Origin of the sequence: Marinitoga aeolica (assembly GCF_029910535.1) — a bacterium.
In the GTDB taxonomy this organism is placed as follows: Bacteria; Thermotogota; Thermotogae; order Petrotogales; family Petrotogaceae; genus Marinitoga; species Marinitoga aeolica.
On record NZ_CP069362.1, the window covers coordinates 1,010,809 to 1,026,953 of the forward strand.

Consider the following 16,145-nt stretch of genomic DNA (forward strand, 5'->3'; position numbering starts at 1 on the left):
ATTTCTTTGAAGAGGTGGTGAAAAAAGTGAATATTGTGTTAGTTTCATATGAGGTTGACCCGTTTGCGAAAGTTGGAGGATTAGCCGATGTTGTTGGAACTCTACCTAAATTTTTAAAAGATAAAGTGGATAAAATAAGTGTTATTATGCCTTTCCATAAAATCGTTGAAGAAAATATTCAAAAATATGGATTACCTCTGGAAAAAGTAACCGAAAATTTATATCCATTTAGCCATTCTTTTAAATACCCTTTCTCAGTCTTTAAATCACATTTACCTGAGACCGATATACCTATATATTTAATTAAAAATGAAAATCTATTTTCAACAAAAGATATATATGAATATCCAAACAAAGACCATCAAACATCCTATTTTTCAGATTGTGTTCTCACATTTGTAAAAAATAATTTAACAGATACTGAAATAATTCACATTAATGATTGGCAAACATCTTTAATACCAGTATATTTAAAAAATAATTATAGGGATGATAAAGTTCTTTCAAAAATTTCAACAGTTCTAACAATACATAATCTCGGATATCAGGGTATATTTTCTCCAGAAATTTTAAGTATTGCTGGACTACCAGGATATTTATATAATATCGATGCATTAGAATTTTTTGGACAAATTAATTTTCTAAAGGGCGGCATACTTTTCAGCGATATAATTAATACAGTAAGCAAAACATATGCAGAAGAAATTCAAACCGATGAATATGGATATAAACTTGATGGTGTCCTAAAAGTAAGAAATGATGACTTATATGGAATTTTAAATGGTATCGATTATAATCAGTTTGATCCAGAAACAGATAAAACTATTCCATACAATTTTAATAAAGAAAATTTAGAAAATAAAACAAAGAATAAATTAGCTCTTCAGGAAAAATCAAATCTTCCTAAAAATGAAAATATTCCTGTAATAAGTTTTATAGGAAGAATTGTTGAGCAAAAAGGTATAGATTTAATCTCTGAAATTCTTGACTATTTAACATTACTTGATATTCAAATAGTAATTCTTGGTACTGGCGAAAAACGTTATGAAGAGCTATTATTAAAATATCGTGATAAATATCCAGAAAAACTTTCTATAAACATTAAATTCGATAAAAATTTTGCTCAACTAATATATGCAGGAAGTGATATGTTTATAATGCCTTCAAAATATGAACCGTGTGGATTAGGTCAAATGTATGCTATGAGATATGGTACCATCCCAATAGTTAGATATACCGGCGGTTTAGCTGATACAGTTAAAGAATTTTCATGCAGTACCTATTCAGGAACAGGCTTTGGATTCTATGAATATTCATCATCTAATTTGTTAATAGAAATATTAAAAGCTATTCATGTTTATAAAAGAAATAAAAATTGCTGGAATAAACTCATTATAAATGCAATGAATGAGGATTTTTCGTGGGATAAATCTGCTGATGAATACCTACATATTTACAAAAGAGCATTAGCAAAAAAAAGATTTTAGGAGGCAAATATGCCTGAATATAGAAAAGATCCTATCACTAACAGATGGGTTATTATTGCATCAGAAAGGTCAAATAGACCGATGGATAAAGTAGTATCAACTGTTTCAAAAAAAGAATTTTGCCCATTTGATAGTGGGAATGAGCACTTAACTCCACCGGAAATTCTTGCATTTCGACCTGAAAACTCTAAGCCAAATGATGAAAATTGGTGGTTAAGAGTTGTTCCAAATAAATTTCCTGCTGTTACTCAGGATACATTGCCTAAATTAATAAAAAACGGTATATATTTTTCAATTGAAGGTTATGGATATCATGAAGTTATTATAGAAACCCCTGAACACAACTCTACTATTGCTTATATGAGCAATTTTGAGGTTGAAGAAATTATATGGGCATATTTGCAAAGGTTTAATGAAATAAAAAAAGATAAAAAAATTAAATATGTTCAAATTTTTAAAAATTATGGTAGAAATGCGGGAGCTTCTTTATCACATCCTCACTCACAATTAATAGCAACACCTATTATTCCAATTTTTATAGAAGAAGAGTTAAAAGGAGCTAAAACTTATTTTAATATAAAAAAAAGGTGTATTTTTTGTTCTATTATACAACAAGAAAAAGAAGAAAAAGTGAGGATTATTGAAGAAAATGATAGTTTTATATCTTTTGAACCTTTTGCTCCTCGCTTCCCATATGAAACATGGATAATTCCAAAAGAACATAGTTCAAATTTTGGTGATCTAAATACTAAATTGGTAAAAAATTTCGCTAAAATTCTAAAAACAACATTGCTAAGATTAAATATTTTATTAGGTGACATACCTTATAATTATATGATACACACATCTCCGTTCGATAACATTGAAAATCATTTCTATCATTGGCATCTGGAAATTATTCCACGATTAACAAATGCAGCTGGGTTCGAATGGGGATCAGGTTTTTTTATTAACTCAGTATCTCCAGAAAATGCTGCACAAAATCTAAAATCATTAGAGGAGGGATTATTATGAAAAAAATGTTGATGTTACTATTGGTAGTTGCATTTGCTATTTCAGCTTTTTCATCATTTTACGTGAGACCATATTTTAACACAATTAAAGAAAATGGTCAGGATTACTTAACCTATTCTATAACTGGTGTATTCGAAAATACCAATTTTGGTATAGGTTTAGGACTAAATGCTTATCAAACAGAAATTGGTGGTTCTTTATATTACGGAAAGCCAGGTATGGAACAATCAACAGATGTATTAAACGGTTTAACAATTAATCTTTTAAAATTAAGGGTTGGACCTTTATACTTTAGATACGGAATGTCTTTTCCAAAAACTATGGGACTTGGTATGTTAATGTATAATTACACAAATAATTATCAAAACGCATTAGATTTAGGTCTTATCACACCAGTAGCAAACGTGGAAATCCATGCTCCATATTCTTTAGATTCAATAATGCCATTTTCATACAGCCAAACAGCTCACTTATATTATGGAATATTAAGAACAAAATTAGGTTTTATAAATATCGAAACATTTGCTGGAAAAACTATGCCTAAAAATGATGTTAACCCATTAAGAGAAGATGTATTAGGTAGTGTATCTGCATATATTGGTGGAAATGCATTAAGATTAGGTGGTGAAGCTGGGTATATAAATTCTTCATTTGATTCCACGTCAGTAACTGGTTATGGAGCTGGTGTTGGGGGAATTTTAAATCTTGGCATAATTACGGTTAAAGCTTTACCAGTTGTTTATCAAATGCCATATTATAAACTTGGATTCGTGAATGCTGATTATGAAAAGAATTTAGACGATTCTACAAAATATAATGAATTATTATCTTATAACACAACCAGACTTGGTGGCATAGGTGAATTAGGAATAAATCTCGGTAATTTATTATCTGCAAAAGCAAGATTAAATTATGATTTAACTACAGAATTTGAAGTTAAGAATCCTGAATTAAATGGTTCATTATATGCAAAAATTCCTTCAGACCAATTCCCATTAATAATCGTAGGAAAATATTATAAACCTATGACAACATTATCAGAATTAAAAAATCTCTTGGATGAAAACACATCTGCAGAAGTATCCGTCGGATATCCAATTTCAAATGGTTTATTTATGCTATATACAAAATATTATGACAACACAAATAATGAATTTAAAGACAAAATAGAATTTAGCGTTATTGCCGAATTTTGATGATTAAATAAAATTAATTTAAATTATGCTATTTTTTCTTAATTTTTTTATGATTTTCCCCTATAAACTTTTTATAGGGGAATTTTTTTTATTTTAAAATTTATGTTATAATTGAAAAGAAGTTGTTTTTATAAATTAACGAAAACGGTTGCGCAAAATGAAAGGGAGGGTGTTAGCATGAAGAAGCTATTAGTGTTATCCTTAGTTGTTTTAATGGCTGTTATGGGGATGAGTGTAAAAATTACTATGGCAGCTGGTGCTGTTGGAAAAGAGTTAGAAGTTTTAATGAATCAAATTAAGATGTTCAACAAGATTTATCCGGATATTGAGGTTCAATTATTACCTATGCCAAATAGTTCTACAGCAAGACATGACTTATATGTTACATATTTAGGAGCCATGACACCAGATCCAGATATTTTAATGATAGACGTTATCTGGCCTGCAGAATTTGCTCCATTTGTAGAAGACTTGACAAATGATTATAAATATTTTGAATTAGACAAATTTTTACCAGGAACAGTAAAATCTGGAACAGTTCAAGGAAGAATAGTTGCTATTCCTTGGTTTACCGATGCTGGTTTATTGTATTACAGAAAAGACTTATTACAAAAATATGGGTATGATGTTCCACAAACATGGGAAGAATTGAAAAAAGTTGCTGCAGATATTGCATCAAAAGAAAAAATAAACGGTATGTTATTCCAATTAAACCAATATGAAGGTTTAGTTTGTGACGTTGCAGAATTTGTACATTCATACGGCGCAGATTTCTTAGATGCAAATGGAAAAGTTATAATTGGAGATCCAGATAATCACGCAAGATTAGTAAAAGCATTAACAATGTTAAAGAGCTTCATTGACGACGGCGTTGCTCCAAAAGGTGTTTTAACCTACATGGAAGAAGAAACAAGAAGACCTTTCCAAAATGGTGAATCAGTATTCTTAAGAAACTGGCCATATGTTTGGTCATTGGCTAATGATCCAAAACAATCAAAAATTGCTGGTAAAATTGGTGTTGCTCCATTACCAATGGGTGACATTGAAGGTGGAAGACATTCAGCTACATTGGGTGGATGGATGTTAGCAATTAACAAATATTCTTCAGCTGCAGAAAAAGATGCTGCAAAGAAATTCATAAAATTCTTAACATCTTATGATCAACAATTATACAAAGCAATGAATGCTGGGCAAAACCCAACAAGAAAAGCTGTTTATTCAGATCCAAAATTAAAAGAAGCTGCTCCATTTATGGTTGAACTTTACAATGTATTTATCAATGCAGAACCAAGACCAATTACACCATTATACACAGAAGTTTCAGATGCTATTCAAAGACATATTCACGATTTCTTATTGGGTAAAGTTGATGTAGAAAAGGCTTTAAAAGACTTAGAATCTGAATTAAAGATGATCACAGGTCAATAATTTTTCCTAAAATAAAAGCCGGGGGTAACCCCGGCTTTAAAAATAGGAGGGTGGAAATCTTGAGTACTAAAATCAAAATAAACTATAAAAAGAAAGACATATGGTTAGGATTTTGGTTAATTGTTCCTGCTATGTTAGCTATCTTCATCACAGCATTCTTCCCATTAATAAAAACATTTTGGGATAGCTTTTTTTCCTTCGGTTTAAGACCTGGAATTCCTAAAAGGTTTATAGGTTTTGATAATTATATTAGATTATTTCATGACACAAGGTTTATGACAAGTTTATGGAATACCTTAATATTTACGCTTATTTCAGTAACTTTAGAATTTATTCTCGGATTGGCTACCGCTTTGATTTTAAATGCCAAATTTGCCTTAAGAGGTGTTGTAAGAGCTGCTATCCTTATTCCTTGGGCTGTTCCTACATCTGTTTCTTCACAAATGTGGAAATGGATGTATAATGATCAATATGGAATTGTAGCTCAAATATTATATAAATTAGGTTGGCTGGCCCCAGGAACACCTATATTAAGTGAAAAATGGTCTTCTATGGTTGCGATTATCGCTGTAGATGTATGGAAAACAGCTCCATTTATGGCTTTATTATTGCTTGCAGGATTGCAAACAATTCCTTCAGAATTATATGAGGCAGCAAGAATTGATGGCGCTTCTGGATGGAAGCAATTTACAAAAATAACTTTACCTATATTAAGTCCAACAATAGCTGTTGCTTTGATTTTCAGAACATTAGATGCTTTAAGAGTATTTGATATTTTCTATATCATGAATAAGTCTGTTGAAACAATGGCTGTTTATAATAGGCATATTTTAATGGATAGAGCATTTACTGGTGCATGGTTTGGTTATGGTTCAGCAATTTCTGTTGTTATATTCCTTATAATTAGTATCTTCGCAATAATTTACATGAGATCATTAAACTTAAAGTTTGAATGATCAAAAGGAGGCTTAAACATGACTTTTATTAAATCCTACAAAACAAAGAAAAAAATTGGAACTACTTTATTATATATATTAGTCGTCATTATGCTTATATTTTATATATTCCCATTTTATTATGCTATTACTTCATCGATAACACCTAATTCGGAACTGTTTTCAAAAACTATAAAATTATTCCCAAAACATCCTACTTTTAAAAATTATATACTGGTATTTACCGAAAGGCCATTTTATAAAAATATAATTAATTCTATTATCGTAGCAGGAACAACAACGATATTATCATTAATATTTGGTTCTTTTGCAGGATATGCCGTTGCAAGATTAAAAATGCCTGGAAAAGTTGCTATAATGTCTTTAATTCTTGCTGTTAGTATGTTTCCGCAGGTATCTATTTTAGGTGCTTTATTCCAGATATTAAGAAATATGCGATTAATTAACACATATCCTGGTTTAATCATTCCATATATAGCTTTAAATTTGCCGTTAACAACCTGGATATTACATAATTTCTTTAAGGATATTCCTATTTCTATTGAAGAATCTGCTGCAATTGATGGTTGTTCAAAATTTATGACGTTATGGAGAATAATTATTCCATTATCTGCCCCAGGACTTGTAACAACAGGTCTTTTAACCTTTATAGCCGCATGGAATGAATTCTTATTTGCATTAACATTTATGCAATTACCAGAAAAATATACTGTCCCTGTAGCAATAGCTATGTTCTCTGGTAAAACATTCTATGAACTTCCATGGGGTCAATTAATGGCTGCTGCTGTTATAGTTACATTGCCACTTGTTATTCTGGTATTAATATTCCAGAAAAAAATAGTTGCAGGTTTAACCGCTGGTGCTGTAAAAGGCTGATAATAAAATCCCCCTTTTAAAGGGGGATTTATAATTCAGAAATAGATCCCATTTTTCTAATGGAAGATTGTCTTCTAAAAATTATCCTGTATATTGCAGACTGCAATCTTTCTGGCAATTCAAAAAATTTAGCTTCATATTCATTATGATACAAAAGTTTTTTCTTTGAAATCAATGATGCTGGAATAAATAATTTTTCTCCAAATTCTTCTATATATATCATAATCACATCATCTTGTTTAAAAACATCATCCTCTTGAAGTATAGAAAAAATCATCCCTTCTGCCCCAAAAACCTTACATCTTGCTGGCTTCATTTTCGACTTCAAAACATTCCATATAACTGGGGTGAGTTTTTCTTTTAATAATGGTGTAATTTCATTTTTATGACCAATTAAAAATTCAAAATTCCAAAAAACTTTTAATTTTGATTTTTTTGTTTCTCTTTTTTCAATAATTTTTATAATATATCCATAAGGATTTTTTAATATTACCTGAGCTTTTGCTATCAATGGAAAATCCTTTGTTGTTATTTTTACTTTTAATATCGACCCTATATTAATTTGATCCATCGTTCTTACATTTACATATAACATATCTCCCAACACTTTTTCCACAATTCCTGTTAATTCAATTAACTCTTCTCCCAAGCCTTCATATCTTAAATTAATTGTTTTTGATTTTAATGCTAATCCTGAAAATTTCCCATTATCAAATTCTGTATAATAAATCTTTAATGCTTCAATAGCAGCATTAACAACATTCTTATCATATAATTTTCCAGCATTTTTTTCCAGATATTTTATTATATTCTCTGTTTCCTGATTTCCTGAAAGGACTATATTCTCATCAATATAATTTGCAACTATTAAAATATTATCTTCTATAGATAAATCTTTTTTCTTAAAATATCCCGTTCCTGCCATGTTTTCATGATGATTTAATGCCAAATCTACATATGGTTTCATTAAAACATTTCCAAAAAACATTTCCTCAAGCCTTTTTAAATGCATACTTATCATATGATCCTTTTCTCTACCATTTTGTATATCAAATATTTCCTCAAGAGCTTTTTCAGAAAACCATATATATCCTATATCATGAATAAACGATGCTATCTGCAATCTATACAAGCTCTCTTCATCTAACCCTAATAAACTTCCCATAATATTTGTTAAATCTGAAACTCTTAAAGAATGCTCATATAAAACCTCAGAATGATTTTGAAGGAGTGTCAAATAATTTTTCACAAAAGCGTTTATGGAATATTTTGAATATTTATTAAAATAAACTGCATCAATATTCTTTTCAAATATAGAAATAAATCTTGAGAACACATCTCTATTATCAAATACTATCTCATCCTTAGAAATCAAATAAAAAAAACCATAATTTTTTTCCTTTTCTGGCAATAATATTGTTTTTATAATAAAATTATCAAATCTATTATTTATCAAAAACGAAAACTCATTTGAAAATGTTACTTTAAATTGAGATTCTCTTTTTTCTTCAAAAACATCATACATTTTTTGTGGAACTTCAAATACAACATCTTCAGAATATTCAAAATATTCTTTATTTAAATTATCAAAAGTAAATATATTTAGAAAGCTTGTGCCTTCTAAATTCACTGCAAGTCCTATAAACAATTCTTTATTTTGAAATAATGTTCTCGAAAATATATTGATAGCTCTTTTTATAATTTCAAGATTAAATATTTTAATCACCTCAATCAATCTGATTTTGAAGGTATTTGAAGCACAAATTCTGTTCCATTTTCATTGGATGAATAATAAAATTCAATATGATAATTGCTTAACATCGTTGATGAAATTTTTAATGAGTTTTTTAAATCCTTATTATTCATTTCTGATCGTATAATATTGGTTTCAATTCTTAATATATAAAAACCTTTTTCCTTAATTAAATATACATCAAATCTTTTATTATTGGTATATTTTAAAATAGAGACAATAATATTTAATATTATATTATATAATATATTTCTTGATGCAAATATTAAAGCTTTTACTTCTATATGATTAAAAAATTTAATGTCTGGATTTAAGAATACTATTTTTTTCTCAATTTCTTTTATAATGTCATTTATAGAAACCAATTCAATACTTTCATCGTTATAAAAATTAGATTTATACTTAATTATAGCTTCTTTGATTCTATTTATAGATTTCTTAAGTTCATTGGCTATTTTCGGATGTTGTGATTCAAAAAAGAACATTATTAAATTTAATCCTGTTAAAGCACTATTGATTTCTTGTATTAAATCCCAGGATATAAAATTCATTAAAAGTGTTTCTTTAGCTAATTCAGAATAATTTTCCAGAATTTTATTCAATTCTTCTGAGTGTTTAATGATTACAATTTTCATAAAAAAATCTTTTATTTTCTCGACAATCTCTTCATCTGTATTATAGTCTATATATATTTTATAATATTTATCTTTAATTCTCAGACTATTTTTTCCAGGAGTATCTGAAGAAATGAGTTTTACATCTACACCAAATTTGTTTTTAACAGTTTTTATTACACTATTCATAAATTCTATTGCTGTATTTGTTTTAGAATATATATCAACAATTAATTCAAAAATATATGCATAATTTTTAAATCGCTCTCTTTCACTATGTATTTCCTCAAGTAAAATTATATTATATATTGCTGGTAAAATATATGCTTTAATTTTAAAAAGAAAATCTAAATCTGTTTCACAAAATTTTTTATCCTTTCTGTTTAAATTCATAATCCCTATTAATCTATCTTTGAAATACATGGGAAAAATAATTGATGAAATAACATCATTTTTTTTCTTTTTTATATTATATTTTTCAAGATCTTCATTATTAATTATTATTGGCTTTTTCTCTTTTAAGAACATTTGATCTATTTTACCTGGAGATATATTATCAATGTCAATATTTAAGTTTTTTTCTATTTTGAATATAATGTTATTATTTTCATCGAAAACAATCAAAGAGCCCGAGTAAACATTCAGATTTTTTATAATATCATTAAAAATGTTGTTTATATATTCATTAAATTCATTAAAAGATAATGTAGATATAAAATTCATATTTAACACCTCATAATAATCCCAAAGTCTTTTTCCACCTTTTTACTCTTTCAACATTCTCTTTTACTAATTCTATTATATTTTCTGGTTCAAATGGTTTTTCAATAAAATCTGTAGCTCCAAGTGTCAATGCATGTAAAACATAATCTGGACTTGAATAAGCCGTCATCATAATAATTATTGTTAACGGAGAAATCTTTTTTGTTTTTCTTAATACCTCTATGCCATCTAAATCTTCCATTATAATATCAAGCAAAATTACATCATATTCTGTATTTTTTATTAATTCTATAGCCTTATTTCCTCCTTCTGCTACATCAACTCGAAAATTTTCACTTTCTAAAACTTTTTTAAGAACATTTCTAATTACACTGTCATCATCAACAATCAATATCTTCCCCATAATTATACCTCCTCTAAAAACTTATTTATTTTTAAAAATTTTATGAATTCATCTGCCAGATATGGGTCAAATTGTTTTCCTTTATTTTTAATAATTTCTCTTATTGCATCATTAATAGATAATGAGTTTCTATAAGGCCTTGCTGTTGTCATAGCATCAAAAGCATCAACCACTGTAATTATTCTTGATTCAAATGGTATTTCCTCTCCAATTAGTCCATCAGGATATCCATTTCCATCATATCTTTCATGATGATGTCTTATTATTTTTCCTATTTTTTCAAATCCTTCAAATGTTTTGACCAATTCCTCTCCTCTAACAGGATGTTCCTTAATTTTTTCAAGCTCTTCACAAGTTAATTTTTCTTTCTTTAATAATATACTTTGAGGTATTGAAAGCTTTCCAATATCATGTAAAGCACTTGCAAGAAAAATATCATTTATAATTTCTTCTTTCCCTATTATTTTAGCAAGTGTTGTTGCATAGTAAGAAACCCTTTCAGAATGACCTTTTGTATATGGATCATAAAAATCTACAGCTTTTAAAAATGCAAATGCCGTATTTTTTAAAAAATTCTTTTGCTGACTATATAATTCTCTTGACATTAAAAAATTAGATGCTATATTGCTCATAACTTTAATTAAATCTATTTCAACCTTTTTAATTATTTTGTCTTTTAAATCCAAAATTATATATCCATACAATTCATATGTTTTAAGCGGTATCACAAGACTTTTATGAGCAGAAAATATTTTATCTTTCAATGAATCATAATTTTTAATATAGGTACTGTAAAAATTCTCAATTTCCTTTATTTCAATAAATTCTTCTGTTAAAATAGCTGTATCTAACAATAATTTTTTGCTATGTCCTAATGTTGAAACAAATCTAAAAAAATCTCCTTCTTTTTTTAAAACACAACCATATGAAATTTCAGGAATTAACTCAACAAAATAGGATAATAATTTACCAAAATAATTTTTCATAGATATATCTATAGATATATTTGTTATTAAATCTGTAACCCTGACAAATTTACTATTTATTTCTTCTAATTCTTTATATGAAATTTCTAATTGTTCATATGCTTCTTCTAATTCTTTTTTAAGAGCTTTTAATTCTTCATAATTTTTATCCATATCTCAATCCTGCTTTCTTTATAATTTCCTCAGCTATTTTATAAGAAGGTAAGGTTATATCTGCGCCTCCCAACCTAATAGCTTCAGCAGGCATTCCAAAAACAACTGCTGTTTCTTCAGATTCAGCTATAGTATACCCTCCATTTTGTTTTATTTTAACCATTGCGTTAGCTCCATCATTTCCCATACCAGTCATTAATACACCTATGGTTTTATCATTAAAATTATCTAAAACAGACTCCATCATTATATCCACTGAAGGCATAAAAACATGTTTTGGAGATTTGGATAACATTATCTTTAAACTATCCAATCCTTTTCTCAATTTTAAATGATATCCACCTTTTCCTACATAAACATTTCCCGGCTTAACTTCCATTTCATCCTCTGCTTCAACAACTTTTAACTCACAACTAGCATTTAATCTTTCAGCATAAGTTTTGGTAAACTGTGCGGGAATATGTTGCACTAAAAAAATTGCTGCATTTAAGTTTGCAGGGAGTTTTGGTAAAACATCATATATTGTTCTTGGACCTCCTGTTGAAATACCTATTGCAACAGCATAAAAATCACTTTTTACTGGAGTTGTAATTTCTTTTTTCTCTTTTGGTTTATATGAAATTTCTTTCTCGGAAAAAAATTCTTTTTTTGCTTCTTCTGACAAAGAAAATATATATGCTGCATGAATCTTTTTTATTAGTTCATCCTTTAAATAATATAAATCAGCGGGTTTTTCAATATAATCAAAAGCTCCTAATTCAAGTGCTTCATAAGCTATCACTGAACTTCTTTCCCCTAAAGAAGAAACAACAATAACAGGAATATTTTTTTCTTCAAGAATATATTGTAATGCCGTTAATCCATCCATATTTGGCATTTTTATATCCATTATTATGACATCTGGATTTAATTCATTTGTTTTTTCAATTGCTTCAATTCCATCTCTTGCTACCCCTATTACTCTCAATTTTTCATCTGATTCAATCAACATCTTTAATATTTTTCTTGTTAATGGCGAATCATCAGCAATTAATATTTTTATTTTCTGAATAACAATCACCTCGATCGTTTTAATTTAACATTTCTTTTCTTGGTTTTACTCTCTTTATTTTCATTTTTTTCAATGAATTTATTTTCTAATTTCTTTGCCTTTTCAATATCTTTTTTTGATTCCTCATTTTGAACATCCTTTTTATTACCAATTTTTTCTTTTTTTCTTATTTTAGATTTTTCAATACTTTTATTCAGAGCATCTAATTCATTTTTATTTAAAACTTTTTTTAAATCCAGAAGAAGGATTGAATCCCCATTATATTCTCCCAATCCTTTTATAAATCTACTATCTGATTTAAGCTGAATATAATCCATTGATACTAATTTATTTACGGAATCAACAAGAAATCCTATCAATTGGTTTTCTACATTAACAACCATTATTCTTGAAAATTGAGAAACTTCTATACCTTTAGAATTACCAAATCTAATCTTTAAATCTATTAATGGTAATACATCACCTCTTAAATTCATTATTCCACGAATATATGGTGATGAATATGGAATTTTAGTTATGTTTTTAATTCTATTCACTTCCCTAACTAAATTCATCTCAATAGCATATTTCTCATTATTTACTTCGAACAATATATATTTATTTTTGGTTTTTCTTTTTTCATTCTTAATTTTTTTTTCGCTTTTTTTGTTTAGTGATTTTATATCATCATTTAAAACATCCGAAAGATTTAATATTACAGCAGAAAATTCATCTGTCTTAATATAACCACTTAAAATATTTTTACCCTTTATTATAAATGGTATTTCTTTTATTTTATCCACTTCAATTAATCTATGAATATTTTCAACAATTAAACCTATTTTAATTTGATCTATATCAATTATTGCAATTTTAGTATATTCTGTAATTTTAGACTCTGTATTATATAATAATTCCTTTAAATCTATGATTGGTATTGTTTCTTCTCTTTCGGTTATTATTCCTTTAACATAATTTATTACATTGGGTATTTTACCCGGTTCAATATAATTAATTATTTCAAATATATCTTTTATTTCAAAACCATATATTTCATTATTAATTTTAAAAGTAATTATCTTTTTCTTTTTTATATTTTTGACGTTTTCTTTACTTTGTTTATGAGACTCAGAATTCATAAAAACTGTTTTCTCTATATCAATTATTTTATTAATATCTAACAAAAGATATTCTTTATTTTTGTTCTTCAAAACAGATTCAATATATTGAGACTTCGTATCTATTTTTTCTTCTATTTTATTTAAAATCCCTTTTATTGAATCTACCATAATCCCATATCTTTTTTGACCTTGAAGTATAATAATCTTTGAAAGATTATTATACTCAGTTTTATATTTCATTCTTATCTTTAAGTTAACAATAGGGATTATTTCTCCCCTTAAATTGATTAATCCTTCAATATATTCTGGAAACATGGGAACTCTTGTGATTTTCTTCATATCTATAATTTCTTCAATATTATTCATTGGAATACAGTATTCCTGATTATCCAGAGAAAATATGATATAATTCATAAGTCAGCACCTCTTAGAGTTGCAAATCACTTGATTGATTCATTATCTCTTTTACCACTTTCAACATTTCATTTATTCCTCTTTCATGTTCTAACGAGGCTTTAGAAGCTTCTTCAATAGATGCAAACGATTCTTCAACAGCGCTTTGAGCCTGTTCTACAGCTCTTTTAGATTGTTCAATCGCTATTGTTATTTCTGAAATAGAATGCGTAATAGAATCATATTTATTCAATAGATTATTTAAATTTTTTTCTATTTCAACAATAGCATATATCGATGAATTTGCCTCTAATATCCCTGAATATGCTCTTTTTTGGTTTTCATAAACATTTTCTTCTGAACTCTTTATATTTTCGTCTATCTCTTCAAGAACCATTTTAATCGATTCTAAATTTTCTTCTGAATTTTTTGATAACTCTCTAATATCATTAGAAACAACGTAAAAACCTTTTCCGGATTCTCCTGCTCTTGCAGCTTCAATAAATCCATTTACAGCTAACATATTTATTTGAATAGACATCTTCTCCATTTTAGAAATAATATTATTTATTTGCTTAAAATTTGAAGATAACTTTTTTATATTTGCATATATATTTGAAAATCCATCATTTGTTTGAGTTATATTTTTTATTAATTCATTTACTTTATCTTTATCTTCTTTAACCTTCTTATATATTTCATTAAGAACATCTTTATCCTTTTTATTTGTTTCCAATAATTCACGAGATAATTCATAGAATTTTATTACTAAAGTATTCATATTATCCATTTCTCCAGCAAATACCGATGAAATTTTTTCAAGTTGCTCAAGGTGAGATTTTATATTTTCTGATCCATCATAAGCTTCTTCCATTACATTAAACAATTCATCTATTGAAGTTGATAACAATTCTAAAGATGTTTTATCTTCTACTGAATTTAAAATTTTTTCAGAAACGTCAACTAAATCTTGAGATGCCTGGGAAATTTGAATAAATGCTTTTTCTTCTTCTTGCAAAGAAATAGAAATATCTTCTGACTCCCTTGCCACCTGTTCAGAAAAAGATACAACATTTTCTGCAGAAGATAAATATTTTTCTGATATTTCAGCAAATTCTTCTATTATATTCATTTCTTTATTTATATTATTTTTAACCTCTTCAAAAACTTCTCTTATTTTCTTAAAATCCTCATTTATATCATTTCCTAAATCTCCCTGATTCTTAAAAAATTCGCTTAATTTTTCCACATTTTCAATTACAAAATCCATACTTTTCCTGAGATTACCTATATATTTTTCTATGCTTTTTGCATTAATCTCCGAAATTTCTGCAAGATTTCTAACTTCATCAGCTACTACAGCAAATCCAACACCATATTCTTCAGCTCTTGCTGCTTCTATTGCTGCATTTAATGATAACAAATTTGTTTGATCGGCTATTAAAACTACGGAATTAATTATTTCAGATATTTTCTGAGATTTTTCTTTTAATTCCATAATATTTTCGTTTGTTTCTTTATTAAATTCTATAGTTTTATTTACAGAATTTATCAACGTATCCACACTATTTATTGATTGTAAAATTTGAACTTGTGATTTATCCGTTTCATATAAAATATCATTTGCTTCTTTTTTTATGTTTTCTGAATTTTTATTTATTTGATATATTGCTGCTCTTATTTCGTGAATGGAATTTGATATTTGTTCTGTTCCGGAACTTATTTGCATCATGGATTTTGATAATTCTTCAACACTGGAACTAATCTGTTCAACAGCCGCCAACAATTCTTCAGAGGATGATGTTAAATTCTCTGCAATAACCTGTCTCTTTATAATTGTTTGCTTTTTAGCTCTTTCCATAGCCTTTTGACGAGCTTCTTCTCTTTTTTTCTTAAGTTCTTCATCTTTAATCTTCATTATTCCGGGTTTTTTTTGTGACTCAGGAGAGAGTAATTTTTTTTCTTCCATTTCAATTCCCCCTTATATCAACATATAATTTTTTATAATTTCA

At 27.4% G+C, this 16,145-nt stretch carries 13 protein-coding genes; 6 read left to right on the forward strand and 7 right to left on the reverse strand.

Translation table 11 applies throughout. The features are described from left to right. Positions 1-26 precede the first annotated feature (26 nt). The 6 genes from JRV97_RS04670 (at position 27) to JRV97_RS04695 (ending at position 6,957) form a co-directional block, all read left to right on the forward strand. Complete coding sequence (locus tag JRV97_RS04670; RefSeq protein WP_281000664.1) at positions 27-1,487, forward strand: glycogen synthase; 1,461 nt, start codon at positions 27-29, stop codon at positions 1,485-1,487. Positions 1,488-1,496: 9 nt separating this feature from the next. Beyond that, the gene (gene galT, locus JRV97_RS04675; protein WP_281000666.1) at positions 1,497-2,501 is read left to right on the forward strand and encodes a galactose-1-phosphate uridylyltransferase; all 1,005 of its coding nucleotides are present in this window, start codon (positions 1,497-1,499) and stop codon (positions 2,499-2,501) included. Then, a complete protein-coding gene (locus tag JRV97_RS04680) occupies positions 2,498-3,697 on the forward strand; it encodes a hypothetical protein (RefSeq protein ID WP_281000668.1) in 1,200 nt (399 codons plus the stop codon). Before galT ends, JRV97_RS04680 begins: the two co-directional genes overlap by 4 nt. A gap of 177 nt (positions 3,698-3,874) precedes the next feature. Continuing rightward, positions 3,875-5,125, forward strand: a complete 1,251-nt coding sequence (locus JRV97_RS04685; protein WP_281000670.1) for an ABC transporter substrate-binding protein — start codon at positions 3,875-3,877, stop codon at positions 5,123-5,125. Between the two features lie 131 nt (positions 5,126-5,256). Next, entirely contained in the window at positions 5,257-6,081 is an 825-nt protein-coding gene (locus JRV97_RS04690; RefSeq protein WP_407081573.1) for a carbohydrate ABC transporter permease, read from the forward strand. An 18-nt stretch (positions 6,082-6,099) separates the two neighbouring features. Beyond that, complete coding sequence (locus JRV97_RS04695; protein ID WP_281000674.1) at positions 6,100-6,957, forward strand: carbohydrate ABC transporter permease; 858 nt, start codon at positions 6,100-6,102, stop codon at positions 6,955-6,957. A 28-nt stretch (positions 6,958-6,985) separates the two neighbouring features. On the opposite strand, the gene JRV97_RS04700 is transcribed toward JRV97_RS04695, so the two are convergent. From JRV97_RS04700 to JRV97_RS04730, 7 genes are read right to left on the reverse strand one after another with little or no spacing between them, the layout of a single operon-like run. After that, positions 6,986-8,683, reverse strand: a complete 1,698-nt coding sequence (locus JRV97_RS04700) for an HD-GYP domain-containing protein (RefSeq protein ID WP_281000675.1) — start codon at positions 8,681-8,683, stop codon at positions 6,986-6,988. A 5-nt stretch (positions 8,684-8,688) separates the two neighbouring features. Continuing rightward, positions 8,689-10,047 carry a GAF domain-containing protein gene (locus JRV97_RS04705; RefSeq protein WP_281000677.1) on the reverse strand — a complete coding sequence of 453 codons (1,359 nt, stop codon included), beginning with the start codon at positions 10,045-10,047 and terminating at the stop codon, positions 8,689-8,691. Positions 10,048-10,057: 10 nt separating this feature from the next. Further along, the gene (locus JRV97_RS04710) at positions 10,058-10,450 is read right to left on the reverse strand and encodes a response regulator (protein WP_281000679.1); all 393 of its coding nucleotides are present in this window, start codon (positions 10,448-10,450) and stop codon (positions 10,058-10,060) included. 2 nt (positions 10,451-10,452) lie between these two features. Next, positions 10,453-11,589 (reverse strand): HD-GYP domain-containing protein, encoded by a 1,137-nt coding sequence (locus JRV97_RS04715; protein ID WP_281000681.1) that lies wholly within the window; start codon positions 11,587-11,589, stop codon positions 10,453-10,455. After that, on the reverse strand, positions 11,582-12,649 hold the full coding sequence (locus JRV97_RS04720; RefSeq protein ID WP_281000683.1) for a protein-glutamate methylesterase/protein-glutamine glutaminase: 1,068 nt from the start codon (positions 12,647-12,649) through the stop codon (positions 11,582-11,584). Before JRV97_RS04720 ends, JRV97_RS04715 begins: the two co-directional genes overlap by 8 nt. Further along, a complete protein-coding gene (locus JRV97_RS04725) occupies positions 12,646-14,154 on the reverse strand; it encodes a chemotaxis protein CheW (protein WP_281000685.1) in 1,509 nt (502 codons plus the stop codon). The genes JRV97_RS04720 and JRV97_RS04725 overlap by 4 nt, the downstream gene beginning before the upstream one ends. 13 nt (positions 14,155-14,167) lie before the next feature. Beyond that, on the reverse strand, positions 14,168-16,102 hold the full coding sequence (locus JRV97_RS04730) for a methyl-accepting chemotaxis protein (protein WP_281000687.1): 1,935 nt from the start codon (positions 16,100-16,102) through the stop codon (positions 14,168-14,170). Positions 16,103-16,145 lie beyond the last annotated feature (43 nt).